General features: G+C 67.1%; 14 protein-coding genes. 10 read left to right on the top strand and 4 right to left on the bottom strand.

Annotation, left to right across the window (positions count from 1 at the left end; translation table 11 throughout):
- Positions 1–50 precede the first annotated feature (50 nt).
- From rplQ to ACQR1H_RS03770, 4 genes are all read left to right on the top strand, one after another.
- Positions 51–464, top strand: a complete 414-nt coding sequence (gene rplQ, locus ACQR1H_RS03755) for a 50S ribosomal protein L17 (protein WP_006611863.1) — start codon at positions 51–53, stop codon at positions 462–464.
- 322 nt (positions 465–786) lie between these two features.
- The gene (locus ACQR1H_RS03760) at positions 787–1,581 is read left to right on the top strand and encodes an SDR family NAD(P)-dependent oxidoreductase (protein WP_316237733.1); all 795 of its coding nucleotides are present in this window, start codon (positions 787–789) and stop codon (positions 1,579–1,581) included.
- An 8-nt stretch (positions 1,582–1,589) separates the two neighbouring features.
- Positions 1,590–1,886: a DUF1330 domain-containing protein gene (locus ACQR1H_RS03765; protein WP_316237734.1), complete on the top strand. Its 297-nt coding sequence runs from the start codon at positions 1,590–1,592 to the stop codon at positions 1,884–1,886.
- A gap of 21 nt (positions 1,887–1,907) precedes the next feature.
- On the top strand, positions 1,908–3,245 hold the full coding sequence (locus ACQR1H_RS03770) for a chloride channel protein (RefSeq protein ID WP_316237735.1): 1,338 nt from the start codon (positions 1,908–1,910) through the stop codon (positions 3,243–3,245).
- Positions 3,246–3,384: 139 nt separating this feature from the next.
- On the opposite strand, the gene ACQR1H_RS03775 is transcribed toward ACQR1H_RS03770, so the two are convergent.
- On the bottom strand, positions 3,385–4,848 hold the full coding sequence (locus ACQR1H_RS03775) for a hypothetical protein (protein WP_316177119.1): 1,464 nt from the start codon (positions 4,846–4,848) through the stop codon (positions 3,385–3,387).
- 359 nt (positions 4,849–5,207) lie between these two features.
- Between ACQR1H_RS03775 and ACQR1H_RS03780 the strand changes: the two genes are divergently transcribed.
- The gene (locus tag ACQR1H_RS03780; RefSeq protein ID WP_434907153.1) at positions 5,208–5,504 is read left to right on the top strand and encodes a hypothetical protein; all 297 of its coding nucleotides are present in this window, start codon (positions 5,208–5,210) and stop codon (positions 5,502–5,504) included.
- A gap of 79 nt (positions 5,505–5,583) precedes the next feature.
- Here ACQR1H_RS03780 and chrA read toward each other — a convergent pair whose 3' ends face one another.
- On the bottom strand, positions 5,584–6,813 hold the full coding sequence (chrA, locus tag ACQR1H_RS03785) for a chromate efflux transporter (RefSeq protein WP_434907154.1): 1,230 nt from the start codon (positions 6,811–6,813) through the stop codon (positions 5,584–5,586).
- A gap of 211 nt (positions 6,814–7,024) precedes the next feature.
- Between chrA and ACQR1H_RS03790 the strand changes: the two genes are divergently transcribed.
- Positions 7,025–7,420 carry a hypothetical protein gene (locus tag ACQR1H_RS03790; RefSeq protein WP_315800961.1) on the top strand — a complete coding sequence of 132 codons (396 nt, stop codon included), beginning with the start codon at positions 7,025–7,027 and terminating at the stop codon, positions 7,418–7,420.
- Positions 7,421–7,651: 231 nt separating this feature from the next.
- On the opposite strand, the gene ACQR1H_RS03795 is transcribed toward ACQR1H_RS03790, so the two are convergent.
- On the bottom strand, positions 7,652–8,668 hold the full coding sequence (locus tag ACQR1H_RS03795; RefSeq protein WP_434847973.1) for a zinc-binding alcohol dehydrogenase family protein: 1,017 nt from the start codon (positions 8,666–8,668) through the stop codon (positions 7,652–7,654).
- Between the two features lie 117 nt (positions 8,669–8,785).
- On the opposite strand from ACQR1H_RS03795, the gene ACQR1H_RS03800 reads away from it, so the two are divergent.
- From ACQR1H_RS03800 to ACQR1H_RS03810, 3 genes are read left to right on the top strand one after another with little or no spacing between them, the layout of a single operon-like run.
- The gene (locus tag ACQR1H_RS03800) at positions 8,786–9,163 is read left to right on the top strand and encodes a winged helix-turn-helix transcriptional regulator (protein ID WP_431334774.1); all 378 of its coding nucleotides are present in this window, start codon (positions 8,786–8,788) and stop codon (positions 9,161–9,163) included.
- Between the two features lie 60 nt (positions 9,164–9,223).
- Entirely contained in the window at positions 9,224–10,618 is a 1,395-nt protein-coding gene (locus tag ACQR1H_RS03805) for a DegQ family serine endoprotease (RefSeq protein ID WP_315800958.1), read from the top strand.
- Positions 10,615–11,949 (top strand): replication-associated recombination protein A, encoded by a 1,335-nt coding sequence (locus ACQR1H_RS03810; protein WP_434907155.1) that lies wholly within the window; start codon positions 10,615–10,617, stop codon positions 11,947–11,949. The genes ACQR1H_RS03805 and ACQR1H_RS03810 overlap by 4 nt, the downstream gene beginning before the upstream one ends.
- A 156-nt stretch (positions 11,950–12,105) precedes the next feature.
- Here ACQR1H_RS03810 and ACQR1H_RS03815 read toward each other — a convergent pair whose 3' ends face one another.
- Positions 12,106–13,053, bottom strand: coding sequence for an alpha/beta hydrolase (locus tag ACQR1H_RS03815; protein WP_315800956.1), 948 nt, complete (start codon positions 13,051–13,053; stop codon positions 12,106–12,108).
- A gap of 106 nt (positions 13,054–13,159) precedes the next feature.
- On the opposite strand from ACQR1H_RS03815, the gene ACQR1H_RS03820 reads away from it, so the two are divergent.
- Positions 13,160–14,542 (top strand): RluA family pseudouridine synthase, encoded by a 1,383-nt coding sequence (locus ACQR1H_RS03820; RefSeq protein ID WP_434892442.1) that lies wholly within the window; start codon positions 13,160–13,162, stop codon positions 14,540–14,542.
- Positions 14,543–14,569: the final 27 nt, after the last annotated feature.

Genomic DNA, 14,569 nt, shown 5'->3' on the forward strand with positions numbered 1-14,569 from the left:
CAACATGTCCGACGAACCGTCGCGGCAGATTGAAATGAAGGACTAACACTATGCGTCACGGCAAGGTTCATCGGAAGCTCAACCGCACCGCCGAGCACCGCAAGGCGATGTTCGCTAACATGTGCGCCGCGCTGATCAAGCACGAGCAGATCGTCACCACGCTGCCGAAGGCCAAGGAGCTGCGGCCGATCGTCGAGAAGCTCGTCACCCTCGGCAAGAAGGGCGGACTCGCGCTGCGCCGTCAGGCGATCGCCGAGATGCGCGACGTCGACCAGGTCAAGAAGCTGTTCGACGTGCTGGCGCCCCGCTACAAGGACCGCAACGGCGGCTACACCCGCATCATCAAGGCCGGCTTCCGCTACGGCGACAACGCCGCGATGGCCGTGATCGAGTTCGTCGACCGCGACGTCGATGCCAAGGGGCAGGATTCCGGCCCGGTGCAGGAGACCTCGGAAGCCGCGTAAGCGGCGATCCGACCCGAGTTTTCAGAATGGCGCCTTCGGGCGCCGTTTTCGTTTGAGGGGGGTCGCTTCTAGGGTGGGCAAAGACGGGTCGACGCCGTCGCCTCGCACGTGCTCTTGGCGGCGCCGCGCCCGCCATCTCACCGAGAATTCGTCGATCGATGGTGGGCCCGCCGCCGCCTTCGGCGGCCGCTTTGCTCACCCTACGGAGGCCGCCGGCGGCATTTGCGCGCGCCATTCACCGTTCTTCTCGAGGATCAGCTCTGCGTTGCGTTGGCGCGACGACGCCCCACATCCGTTGCTTCAGCACAACGGAGAGCTGCTCATGCACATCGACCTCTCGGGAAAGACCGCCCTCGTCACGGGTTCGACCGCCGGCATCGGTTTTGCCATCGCCAAGGGGCTTGCCGCTGCAGGCGCGGAGGTCGTCGTCAATGGTCGCAGCCAGGTCCGTGTCGATGAGGCGGTCGCGAAGCTCAAGCAGGCGGTTTCGGCCGCCAGGCTGCGCGGCGTCGCCGGCGATGTCGCTCAGATCGACGGCTGCAACGCCATCGTCACTGCGCTGCCCGAGGTCGACATCCTCGTCAACAATGCCGGCATCTTCGAGCCGAAGGACTTCTTCGACATTCCCGACGAGGATTGGAGCCGCTTCTTCGAGATCAACGTGATGTCCGGCGTGCGCATGGCGCGCGCCTACATGCAGGGCATGCTGAAGCGCGACTGGGGCCGCATCATCTTCATCTCCTCGGAGTCGGCGGTAAACATTCCGACCGAGATGATCCACTACGGCATGACCAAGACCGCGCAGCTCGCGATCTCGCGCGGCCTCGCCAAGCTGACCCGCGGCACCGGCGTCACGGTCAACGCGGTGCTGCCGGGACCGACGATGTCGGAGGGCGTCGAGACCTTCGTCAAGGATCTCGCCCGCCAGAACGGCCAGTCGGAGGAGGAGGCGGCCTCGTCCTTCGTCAAGCAGCACCGGCCGGCCTCGCTGCTGCAGCGCTTCGCCAGCGTTGACGAGATCGCCAACATGGTCGTCTACGCCGCCTCCAAGCAGGCATCCGCCACCAACGGAGCCGCGCTGCGCGCCGAGGGCGGCATCCTCGACACCATCGCCTGAGGCCGGCCATGGCGGCCTACGTCATCTCCGAGGTCGAGGTGCGCGATGCCCAGGCGATGGAGCGCTATCGCACGCTCGCGGCGCGCTCGATCGCGCAATACGGCGGGCGTTATCTGGTCCGCGGCGGGACCGCGGAGACGGTCGAGGGCAGTCCGCCGGCCAAGACCCTCATCATCGTCGAGTTCCCGTCGATGGCCCGGCTGCGCGAATGGTATGCGTCGGCCGAATACGCGGACGCCCTGGGCGAACGCGGGAAGGCGCTGGACCGCCGGCTGATTTTCGTCGAGGGTGCTGCACCTGCGTAGAGAACGGACTCCGTTGCGCCCATGCTGACCATCACCCCCCGCCGCAAGCGTTGGCTCAAGCTGACCTCGGCGCGCTGGCAGCGGCGGGTGCTGTTCGTGGCTGGCGGCCTGATGGTGGGCGCGGCGGCCGTGGCCCTGGCGGAGCTCGCCGACCTGGCCCAGCTCGCCTTCAACTGGCTGCTGTCGAAATCACGCTACGCCTCACTGATCGTGACGCCCGCCGGCTTCGCGCTGTCGGTCTATCTGACCCAGCGCTTCTTCCCGAATGCGCAAGGCAGCGGCATCCCGCAGGCGATCGCCGCTCGGCACCTGACCGACACGAGCGCGCGAAGCCCGCTGGTGTCGATCCGCATCGCCATCGGCAAGGTGCTCTTGACCCTGCTCGGGTTGTTGTGCGGCGGCTCGGTCGGCCGCGAGGGCCCGACGGTGCAGGTCGGCGCCTCCATCATGTTCGCGCTCGGCCGGCTGTCGCCGCGGCGGCAGCCGGGCTTGATCCTGGCGGGCGCCGCCGCCGGGGTCGCGGCCGCCTTCAACACGCCGCTGGCCGGCATCGTGTTCGGCATCGAGGAGATGAGCCGTGCCTTCGAGACGCGGACCTCGAGCCTCATCATCGCCACCGTGATCGCCGCGGGCCTGACCTCGCTGGCCCTGATGGGCAATTACGCCTATTTCGGCACGACGCCGATCGCGCTCGGCAAGGGCATCGACTGGCTGGCGGTGCCCGTCTGCGGGGTCCTGGGCGGCGCCGCCGGCGGCCTGTTCAGCCGCATCCTGATCACCATGGCGCGCGGACTGCCCGGCGCTGGCGGCCGCCTCATCAAACGCCACCCGCTGCCGTTCGCGCTCGCCTGCGGCTTTGCCGTCGCGCTGTGCGGGCTGGCCTCGGGCGATACGGTCTACGGCACCGGCTATGCACAGGTGAAAGGCGCGCTGGAGACCGGAACGCCGCTGCCGAGCGATTTCGGCGTGCTGAAATTCCTCGCCACCACCTTTGCCGCGATCAGCGGCATTCCCGGCGGCATCTTCGCGCCGTCGCTCGCAGTCGGGGCGGGCATCGGCGCCAACGTCGCCAGCCTGTTCCAGCAGTCGCCGCTGGCGCCGATCATGCTGCTCGGCATGGTCGCCTATTTCGCCGGCGTGGTGCAGGCGCCGATCACCGCCTTCGTCATCGTCACCGAGATGACCGACAACCACGCCATGGTGGTGCCGCTGATGATGGCGTCGCTGATCGCCTACGGCACCTCGCGCCTGATCTGCGAGGAGGGGCTCTATCACGCCCTCGCCAAGGGCTTCGTCGCCAGAGCTGAGACGAAGGCTGAGGCAGCGCAGGAGCCGAAGCAGGTTGCCGCGCCATCCTGATCCCAGCGCTCAAGCAGCGGTTCGGAGCGCGCCGATAACCGGCGTCGGTTCAATCGCTTGATGGCAGATCCTGAGATCTGCCATCGGCTCGAAACGGCAGCGGCCCCGTTGCCGGCACCGCTGCGCAAGCGTCGTCGGTCTACTTCCTGAACGGATCCGGCCGCATCAGGAGCCGGCCGGAGATCGAGTTCGGCACCTCGTAGGGCGAGCCGATCGACAGCACGTGGCTGAGCGCGATCAGCCGGTTCGGCAGCTTGGCCGGCGGCGGCGTCTGGAACGAATAGGACGTCGGGTTGTGGCACAGGAAGCAGTTCAGCACGTTCTTGATCGGCGTGTTGTCGGCGTTCTGCACGAAGGTCTCGGCGGTGGCGTTGGCGAGATTGACCGAACCGACCGCATTGGTCTGGTTGCTGTTCAGATTGTACGAGTTGGGGAGCATCCAGACGGTGCCGTCGAGGGCGTAGTTCGCGAACGTCGATTGCGGGCCCTTCAGGCCGGAGAGAAAGCCCTGGGCTTGCGCCGTGATCGCGAAGATGTTGCCGACGCCGTTGGGCTGGTTCTCGCCGCCGGTCTGGTTTTCGAGCACGACGTTGGTCACCGGCGTCAGCTTCTGGGTCGCCGGATCGAGCCGCAGTTGCGGCCGGTTGGCACCGGGCTGCGCCGCGATGTTGACCTGCGAGAACGGCGTGCTGCCCTTGTAGAGGGTATAGTTCTTCGGATCCGAGCGGCTTGCCGAGGGCGCGAAGGTGTTGTCCGGCGTCTGCGGCGAGTTGTTCTTCAGCTCGAACGTGCCCCACAGGAATTCAGGGTGGTTCTCGGTGTAGCCGACGACGTGCAGGCCGACCAGCGCCACCGTCACCGTGACGAATTTGCCGGGCGCCGGCCGGATCGTGATCAGGCCGGGGGTGACGTTGTTCTCCAGCACCGGCACCTGTGCCTGGGTCGTATAGGCGCCCGCGGGCGGCGCCTGGCCGGGGTCGAGCCGCAGCCACGTCGCCTTGAACACTGCATCGCCCACGGCGAAGGAGGAATCTGCCGGCTGGCTCTGGTAGCCGCCGGTCGCGATCAGGTTCTTGCGCGCGGTGTTGAAATAGCTCTGGTTCATGTGAACCGAGGCGTAGACGGGATAGCCGTTCTGCGCGACCAGCATGTTGCCGTCGGCTTCGACGATGGCGCCGGCGCCTTCGGTGAAGCCGGCCATGCCGTGGAAGACCTGGGCACGGGCCGCCAAGGTCAGCGGGCGCGGCCGTGGGGCGCCGGCATTCTCGGCGTTGTTGAGCAACTCGTCGGGCGTCGCCAAGGTCATGAACCGCGGCACGGCGGCGCCGGAGCCCGAATCCTTCACCAGAGCCGTCGCCCAGACGAAGGCCTCCCACGACCATTGATGGAAATTGCAGTCCGGCGTCGGGATGGTCTTGGTGTCGGAGGTGGGGAAGGCGGCGTCCGGCTTGAGATAACTGCCAAGTCCCTCCGACCAGCCGAATGCCGGGCAGTTCTTCGCCGGCGGAGGCGGGGCGGCGCTCGCAGGGCTGAGGGCGCCGGCAAGGCCGCTTGCGGTGACGGTCGTCGCGAAAGTGAGCATGAGCCACTGAATCGTTCTCATGGCCGGTCTCCATGGATGTGCGCGCTGGGATGGGCCGTTGGTCTCGCCGCCATGCGTCGCCAATGATTGTTAAAAATGATTCATTCAAAAGTAGTGCGCGGCGAACATGCACCCAAAGGTGAGATTTGCAAGACCGGCAGCTCACGCAAGCCGCAATTTTTTTGCGGAGGCCCCCGCGGCGTGACATGCGGCTCCACCCGACGATCGATCACTGCAGCATTCATCGTCATCGGACGACACGCCGTGTGAGCCCGGGCACGGTCGACACGGCCGATCGCGCGCATCCTGGCAGCCGTTCGCTGGAGCCGTGCGGACAATGACGTCTTCACGCCGGTGGACGACAACCACAGGAGAGTGAAATGAAGTCCATCATGGCCGCTGCGTTGCTGCTCGCGCTGACGTCGGGAGCAAGCCTCGCGGGCACGCCGCTGATCGATGCGCGTCAGCGCAACCAGTCACATCGCATCTACAATGGCATCGCGAGCGGACGGCTGACCTATCCGGAGGCGCAGCAGCTCGTCCGCGGCCAGATCCACGTGCAGAAGCTGGAAAACAAGGCCAAGGCCGATGGCGTGGTGACGCCGTTCGAGCGTGAACGCATCAACGTCGCGCAATCCGTGCAGGGCGCGCGCATCTTCTGGAAGAAGCATAATTAGCCGCGCACGGCAGCTCGCTGGGGGCAGAGCGCCGCTTCGGCGGCGCTTTGCCAACCATGTGATGCGGCGGCGCCGCCGCTTACACCAGCGCGGCCGCGACGCCGGCAATGGCGCTGAACGTCACCACGACGAGCGGCGGCGCGCGCCAGGCAACCAAGAGGACGAAACCGACCAGCGCGATGCCAAAATCTGCCGCGTTATGGACGGTGGTTGTCCAGACCGGGTTGTACAGGGCCGCTCCCAGCACGCCGACGACCGCGGCGTTGACACCCCGCATCATGGCCTGGGCGCCGGCGCGCTTGCGGAACGAGTCCCAGAACGGCAGCGCGGCGAGCAGGACCAGCATGCCCGGAAGGAAGATTCCGAGGAGACCGAGCGCGGCCCCGATGATCCCATGCGGCTCCGGAGCGACCACGGTGCCGAGATAGGCGGCGAAGGTGAAGAGCGGGCCCGGGACGGCCTGCGCCGCACCGTAGCCGGCGAGAAAGGCGTCGTCGCTCAGCCAGCCAGGTCCGACGAAGGCTTCGCGCAGCAGCGGCAGCACGACATGTCCACCGCCGAACACGAGCGCGCCGGAGCGATAGAACGCGTCGAACAAGGCAAGCGGCGTCGATCCCGTTGCGCCGCGCAGCAGCGGAAGTCCCGCCAACAGGATGACGAACAGCGCGAGCGCCATGAACCCCACGCTCCGCGGCACCGGGATCGCGACGTGTCCCGACGGCGCCGCCTCGCCGCGGCACAGCCAGAGGCCGGCGAGTCCGCCGAGCACGATGGCCCCGATCTGCGCGGCCGAGGCCGAACTGAGCAGAATGATCAACGTTGCGGCGACCGCGATCGAGGCGCGCGTGCGATCGGGACAGAGCGTGCGCGCCATGCCCCAGACCGCCTGTGCGACGATGGCGACTGCGGTCAGCTTCAGCCCGTGCAGCAGGCCGCTGCCGATCGGTCCACTCAATCGGCCCGCACCATAGGCGAACAGGATGAGCACGGCGGCCGACGGCAGGGTGAAGCCGGTCCAGGCCGCGAGCGCACCGAGATAGCCGGCGCGCATCAGCCCGATGGAGAAGCCGACCTGGCTGCTGGCGGGACCGGGCAGGAACTGGCACAGCCCGACCAGATCGGCATAGGCATGCTCGTCGATCCATTTTCGCCTGACGACGAACTCGTCGCGGAAATAGCCGATATGGGCAATCGGCCCGCCGAAGCAGGTGAGGCCGAGCTTGAGGAAGATGCTGAGGACCTCGAGCGGCGATCCGCTGCGCGGGCCGCGATCGGCGGACGAATGGGTCTCTTGCTCGATGCTGCTCACGGACGCCGTTCCAGATGCGAATGTCGCGCTTCGTTAAAGGAGATCGGCCCGGCCGGCCAGTCCTCGCCCATCATGGCCTCGCGGCCCTCCGAATTATCGAATGCAGGGCGAATATGCAGCCCCTACATGCCGCGCTATGATCCATGATCAAGATCTGCCTGGAGGTTTCTTGTTTCCGGACCCTTCCATCAAATGGCGTCCTTACCCCTCGATGATCGACGGCATCGAACGACCGCCTGCGGTCTTCGATCAAGGTCTCTGGCGCGGCGTGCTCCACCTGATCGTCGTGGCATCGCCGCCCGGTTTGCGCGCCTACGGCATCGAGATCGCGTGCCAGATCTATGCCGGGTTCGAAGAGGTCGCTTACGCGGTGTCGGCGCATGGCGCCGACACCGTCGTGTACGACGGCGGCGTCTATATCAAGGAGGCCGGGCAATCGGCCTTGTTGAATGCCTATGAGGCGATCGATCCGGTCGGCCGTCGACCCCGGCATTTCAGTTTCGTCGGCAGTGAGTACTGCTACGAGGCGCTCGGCTTTTCCGAGCCGGTGATCAGGGCGTTCAGCACTCCCGATGAGGCCTACGCTTGGGGACCAGCGCGGCAATGAGCGACCGGACGCCGTTGCCGCTTCGCTCTCAATGACGGAAAGCTATGAAGCGCGGGCTTGTTAGTTGAGGGTGGCGGTGCCGTAGGGTGGGCAAAGCAGCCGCCGTCAGGCGGCAGCGTGCCACCGTCCGTCAGCGAGCGCACCGGCGAGATGGTGGGCACGGCGCCACCGCGACCTCGAACGTGAAGAGACCAGAGCCCTGCCTTTGCCCACCCGACGAGCTGATTGTTATCAGTCCCACCCCTCCAGCACGATCTTGCCGCGCGATGTGTTGCTCTCGATCAGCGCATGGGCGCGCTTGAGGTTGGCGGCGTTGATGGTGCCGTAGTTGTCGCCGAGGGTGGTGCGGATCACGCCCTTGTCGATGAGATCAGAGACATCGTTGAGCAGGTTGTGCTGCGCAATGATATCGGGCGTCGTGAACGAGGAGCGCGTGAACATCGATTCCCAGTGGATCGAGATCGCCTTGCCCTTGAAGGCTGCGAGTGAGAACTCGGCGGGATCGTCGATCAGGCCGAACTTGCCCTGCGGCGCCATGAAGTCGGCGATCGCCTTGTAGTGCTGGTCGGTGTGGGTGAGGCTCGCGATGAGCGCGACCGGCGGCAGCTTCAGCGCATCGATCTGCGCCTTCATCGGCTTGCCATGGTCGATCACGGCATGGGCGCCGAGCTTCAGGCACCAGTCGCGCGACTCGGGCCGGGTGGCGGTAGCGAGCACGGTCAGGCCGGTGAGGCGGCGCGACAGCTGGATCAGGATCGAGCCGACGCCGCCGGCGGCGCCCGTGATCAGCAAGGTGCGGTCATCGAGGCTCTTGCCGGGGATGGCGCCGAGCCGGTCGAACAGCAGCTCCCACGCGGTGATCGAGGTCAGGGGCAGGGCGGCGGCCTCGGCGAACGACAGGCTCTTCGGCTTGCGTCCGACGATGCGCTCGTCGACCAGATGGAATTCGGCATTGGTGCCCTGGCGCAGGATCGAGCCGGCGTAGAACACCTCGTCACCGGGCTTGAACAGGCTCACGTCCGGGCCGACAGCCTCGACCACGCCAGCGGCGTCATAGCCCAGGATCTTGGTTTCGCCGGCGGGCGGTGCGGCGCGCTTGCGCACCTTGGTGTCGACCGGATTGACCGACACCGCCTTCACTGCGACGCGGATGTCGCGTCCCTTCGGCTCGGGTTTGGCGGTCTCGAAGTCGAACAGCGCGCGGTCCTCGGTGATGGGGAGCGACTGCTGGTATCCGACGGCCTTCATGAACAACCTCCTGGTTGGCTTGGCGATAGGATCTGTTTGTCCTTCTGGCGTCATTTCAGCAAGTACTGTAAAAATGGGGAACTAGTCCCCGTTTGGATACTATTGGGCCAAAACGCGATGAAACGGAAGAATTTCACCCGCCGTCCGGGCTGCGCGGTCGAAGCCACGCTCGATCTGATCGACGGCAAGTGGAAGGGCGTGATCCTCTACCACCTGCAGGGCGGCAGCCAGCGCTTCGGCGAGCTGCGCCGCCTGATGCCCGGCATCACCCAGCGCATGCTGACCAAGCAGCTGCGGGCGCTCGAGGACGACGGGCTGGTGGTTCGCAAGGTCTATGCCGAGGTGCCGCCGCGGGTGGACTATACCCTGTCCGAGGTCGGCGAGAGCCTGCGGCCGGTGATCGAGGTCCTCAGGAGCTGGGGCGAGCGGCACCAGGAACGGCTGTCCTGCGGCCCCGTTGCAGAGACCATCAAAACGCCGCATCAGGCCGCCTGAGCTTGGCCGCGGCGGCCGTTCCGCCTATATCCAAGCCGTCATTTTCCCAGGATTGTTCGCATGACGTTGATTCGCTCCACACTGGTCCTGCTGCTGTCTCTGCTGGCAGCCACTCCGCTCGCGGCGCAGGACCGGCGCGTGCCGCAGTCCGCGGCCGAGCTGCGGCTGTCCTATGCGCCGATCGTGCAGCGCGTGCAGCCGGCGGTCGTCAACGTCTATGCCGCCAAGGTGGTGCAGAACCGCAATCCCTTTCTCGACGATCCGATCTTCCGCCGCTTCTTCGGCCTGCAGGGCGGGCCGCAGGAGCAGATGCAGCGCTCGCTCGGCTCGGGCGTGATGATCGATGCGTCCGGTCTCGTCGTCACCAACGTGCACGTGATCGAGGGCGCCGACGAGGTGAAGGTCTCGCTCGCCGACAAGCGCGAGTTCGAAGCCGAGATCGTGCTGAAGGACAGCCGCACTGATCTGGCCGTGCTCAAGCTGAAGGGCACCAAGGAGCAGTTTCCGACGCTCGACCTCGCCAACTCCGATGATCTCCTGGTCGGCGATGTCGTGCTGGCGATCGGCAATCCCTTCGGCGTCGGCCAGACCGTGACCCACGGCATCGTGTCGGCGCTGGCGCGCACGCAGGTCGGGATCACCGACTATCAGTTCTTCATCCAGACCGATGCCGCGATCAATCCCGGCAATTCCGGCGGCGCGCTGGTCGACATGACCGGACGTCTCGTCGGCATCAACACCGCGATCTATTCCAAGTCCGGCGGCTCGCAGGGCATCGGCTTCGCGATCCCTGCCAACATGGTGCGCGTGGTCGTGGCTTCGGCGAAGAGCGGCGGCAAGGCGGTGAAGCGCCCCTGGCTCGGCGCGCGGCTGCAGGCGGTGACGCCCGAGATCGCCGAGAGCCTCGGCCTGCGCTCGCCGACCGGCGCGCTGGTCGCCTCCGTGGTCGCGAACAGCCCGGCGGCGAAGGCGGGCATCAAGTCGTCGGACCTGATCGTGTCGATCGACGGCCAGACCGTCGATGATCCGAACGCGTTCGACTATCGCTTCGCGACCCGGCCGCTCGGCGGCACGGCGCAGATCGAGCTGCAGCGCGGCGGCAAGCCGGTGAAGGTCGCGGTCGCGCTGGAGACCGCGCCGGACACCGGACGCAACGAGATGGTGATCAACGGCCGCTCGCCGTTCCAGGGCGCCAAGGTCGCCAACATCTCTCCGGCGGTCGCCGATGAGCTGCATCTCGATGCCGACACCGAGGGCGTGGTCGTGCTCGAGCCGGGCGACGGCACCACCGCGGCCAATGTCGGCTTCCAGAAGGGCGACGTGATCATGGCCGTGAACAACCAGAAGATCGCCAAGACCGCCGACCTCGACAAGGCGTCGCGCGAGGCCGCCCGCATCTGGCGCATCACCGTGCTGCGCGGCGGCCAGCAGATCAACGTCACGCTCGGCGGATGAGCCCGAAGCGTCCCCAGCAGGGAGGCCCGAGCCTCTTCGCCGCGGCGGGGATGGAGCACGACGCGCCGCGGCCGCTGCCGGAGCGGCTGCGCCCGCACAAATTGTCCGACGTCGTCGGGCAGGACCACATCCTCGGTCCCGACGGCGCGCTGACGCGCATGCTGGAGACGCGCACGCTGGGCTCGCTGATCTTCTGGGGCCCTCCTGGCACCGGCAAGACCACGGTGGCGCGGCTGCTGGCCGATGCTACCGAGCTGCATTTCGAGCAGATCTCGGCGGTGTTCTCCGGCGTCGCCGACCTGAAGAAAGTCTTCGACGCCGCGCGCGCGCGACGCGAGACCGGGCAGGGCACGCTGCTGTTCGTCGACGAGGTGCATCGCTTCAACCGCGCGCAGCAGGACTCTTTCCTGCCGGTGATGGAGGACGGCACCGTCGTGCTGGTCGGCGCCACCACCGAGAATCCGTCGTTCGAGCTCAACGCCGCTTTGTTGTCGCGTTCGCGCGTGCTGGTGTTCCACTCGCTCGATGCCGCCGCGATCGAGAAGCTCTACAGCAACGCGGAAGCTGTCGAAGGCCGCAAGCTGCCGCTCGACGACGAGGCGCGCGCCGTGCTGATCCGCATGGCCGACGGCGACGGCCGCGCCGCGCTGATGCTCGCCGAAGAGGTCTGGCGCTCGGCGCGCAAGGACGAGATCTTCAACGCGGTGCAGTTGCAGGACATCCTGCAGCGCCGTGCGCCGATCTACGACAAATCGGCCGACGGCCACTACAACCTGATCTCGGCCCTGCACAAATCGGTGCGCGGCTCCGATCCGGATGCGGCGCTGTACTACTTCGCCCGCATGCTCGACGCCGGCGAGGATCCGCTGTTCCTTGCTCGCCGCATCGTTCGGATGGCGGTGGAGGACATCGGCCTCGCCGATCCCCAGGCGCTGGTGATCGCCAACGCCGCCAAGGACGCCTATGATTTCCTGGGCTCTCCCGAGGGCGAGCTCGCGATCGCGCAGGCCGTGATCTACGTCGCGACCGCGCCAAAATCGAACGCCGCCTACAAAGCGTTCGGCGCTGCCAAGCGCGTGGCGAAGGAGGGAGGCTCGCTGCTGCCGCCGAAGCACATTCTGAACGCGCCGACCAAGCTGATGCAGGGCGAAGGCTACGGCGCGGGCTATCAGTACGACCACGATGCGCCGGACGCGTTTTCGGGCCAGGACTACTTCCCCGACGCCCTCGGCCGCCAGCAGTTCTACGATCCCCCCGAGCGCGGCTTCGAGCGCGAGATCAGGAAGCGGCTGGACTACTGGGCGAAGCTGCGGAAGGAGCGGGGTGGGTAGGAGCCCCGACGCCGCTCGTTCTGTCACCGCATGTCGCGCTGCTTATGTTGCGTCATGCTCTCTCCACGTCATTGCGAGCGCAGCGAAGCAATCCCGAGTCCTCGCGACGCCCTGGATTGTTTCGCTGCGGGTAATGACGGTGGAGGGAGCGTGCTACTACTTCCCCGTCTTGACGAACTCCGCAATCTCCCGCGTCAGCCGGTCGTCCTCGGTGTTGATCGCATACACCTCCGACATGTGGCTGTGCTGCGGCAGCATCACCGCGCGGGCGCAGCCGGACGGTCGCTTGCAGGCGGCCTGCTTGAGCAGATCGAACTGCTCGACAAAGCGCGGCGGGTCGAGCTCGGCGGAGACGATCATCAGCGGCAAGGGCGAGGCTTGCAGCCCCTGCAGCGACGAGCGTTCCTTGAAGCGCGAGGGATCGGTGCCGAAATAGGCCATCTCCTGGTCGCCAAGCGGCGTCGCGGTGAGGTCGTAGACGCCCGAGGCCATGATCGCGCCCGCAAGGCCGCCGCCGGCGACCTTGTGGAATTCGGGATGCGCCACATAGGTCGCGACGTGCACCGCGCCGGCCGAATGGCCCATCAGATAGATGCGCGCGGGATCGCCGCCGTTCTCGGCGGCGTGGGCGGCCACCCATTGCACCGCGCTGGCGACATCCTCGACGCCGGCAGGCCAGGAGAATTTCGGCGCCAGGCGGTAGGTGATGTTGACGCCGACGAAGCCGCTCTTCACCGCCCACAGCATGATGTTGTCGTAGAACGGGCCGTCCGGCGTGGTGCGCTTGTTGCCGCCGATGAAGGCGCCGCCATGCACGAAGATCAGCACGGGCCGGGGCGCGGCCGCGGCATCCGGCGTGAAGACGTCGAGCAGATTGCGTTCGGCCGTGCCGTATCTCACATCGCGCTGCACCTTGACGCCGGTGTAGGGTTCCTTGGCCTGCAGCGGCGCGTAGATCGCGGCGGTCTTCGGCGGGGCGATGACCCGGCCGATCTCGATCAGCTTCCAGGCGATGTCGTCGGGCATGGGGCTCTGCTGCGCCTGCGTGGCGGTCGTCGCCAGCGTGGCTGCCAGGATCGCCAGGCCCAGTCGCGTGAGCGTCATTCGAATTCGCTCCGATCAGTATCGATGGCCCAAGCGGCCGACTCACAAGCGGATTTATCGCGATTTCGCCGTGACTGGCAGGGGCTTTTGCGATACGCAACCTGCCATGAGCCGCCGTATCAAGCGAACCCAGACCCGATCCGATCGCCCGACCGATCGCCGCAGCGAGCGGCCGAAGGCCGAGGCCGCCCGCAGCGCAGGCGCCGCGGCCAAGCGTGAGTCTGCGAAGCGTCCCGATGCCGAGCGGCCGCGGCGCGACCGTTTTGCCGGTGACCGCGAGGCGGCACCGCGCGGCGATTTCGGGCGCGGCAAGGCCGAGCGCAGCCGTGCGCCGCGCGCCGAGGGAGAGGATCGCCGCGACAGCTTCGCCCCGCGCGAGCGGCCGCCGGCCAAGCGCGCCGGTGCCGGCAAGCCCGCGCGGTTCAGCTCGGAGCGTGCCGAGCGCAGGCCTGCGGCGCTGCCGCCGAAGAAGGTCGAGCCGGAGACGCCGCTGCTGCCGACGAAGGTGCAGACCGTGGTGGTCACGGCCGACGAGAACAACATGCGCGTCGACCGCTTCCTCGAGGCGCGCTTTCCCGGCCTGTCGTTCTCGCACATCCAGCGCATCGTCCGCAAAGGCGAGCTGCGCGTCGACGGCAAGCGCGCCGACTCCAAGGATCGCCTTGAAGAAGGCCAGAGCGTGCGTATTCCGCCGCTCAAGCTGGACGCGCCGAAGGAGCGCGCCGGCCTCACCGAGGGCGAGCGCAAGACGCTGGAGAGCCTCAAGGCGATGACCTTGTACGAGGACGACGACGTGCTCGTCCTCAACAAGCCGGCCGGGCTCGCGGTGCAGGGCGGCTCCGGCATGACCCGTCATATCGACCAGATGCTGGAGGTTATGCGCGACGCCAAGGGCCAGAAGCCGCGGCTCGTGCACCGCATCGACCGCGAGACCTCCGGCTGCCTGCTGATCGCCAAGACCCGCTTCGCCGCGACGCATCTGACCGGCGCCTTCCGCAGCCGCTCGGCGCGCAAGATCTACTGGGCGCTGGTGGCGGGCGTGCCCAAGCCCAAGCAGGGCCGCATCTCCACCTATCTTGCCAAGGAGGAGAGCGAGGACGACACCATCATGCGCGTCGCCGCCCATGGCGACGAGGGCGCCAGCCACGCCGTGACCTATTACGCGGTGGTCGAGGCCTCGGCCAACAAGCTCGCCTGGGTGTCGCTGAAACCGGTGACCGGCCGCACCCATCAGCTGCGCGCGCACATGGCCCATATCGGCCATCCCATCGTCGGCGATCCCAAATATTTCAACATCGAGAACTGGGCGCTGCCCGGCGGCCTGCAGAACCGGCTGCATCTGCTGGCGCGCCGCATCGTCATCCCGCATCCGCGCGGCGGATTCATCGACGCCACCGCGCCGCTGCCGCCGCACATGCTGCAGTCGTGGAACCTGCTCGGCCTCGAGCACGACCGCTTCGACCCGATCGAGAACGCGCCGGAGGAGTGAGCGGCCTCTCGTAACACGGATATCGCT

It is taken from the genome of Bradyrhizobium sp. HKCCYLRH2015, assembly GCF_051168215.1.
GTDB lineage: Bacteria > Pseudomonadota > Alphaproteobacteria > Rhizobiales > Xanthobacteraceae > Bradyrhizobium.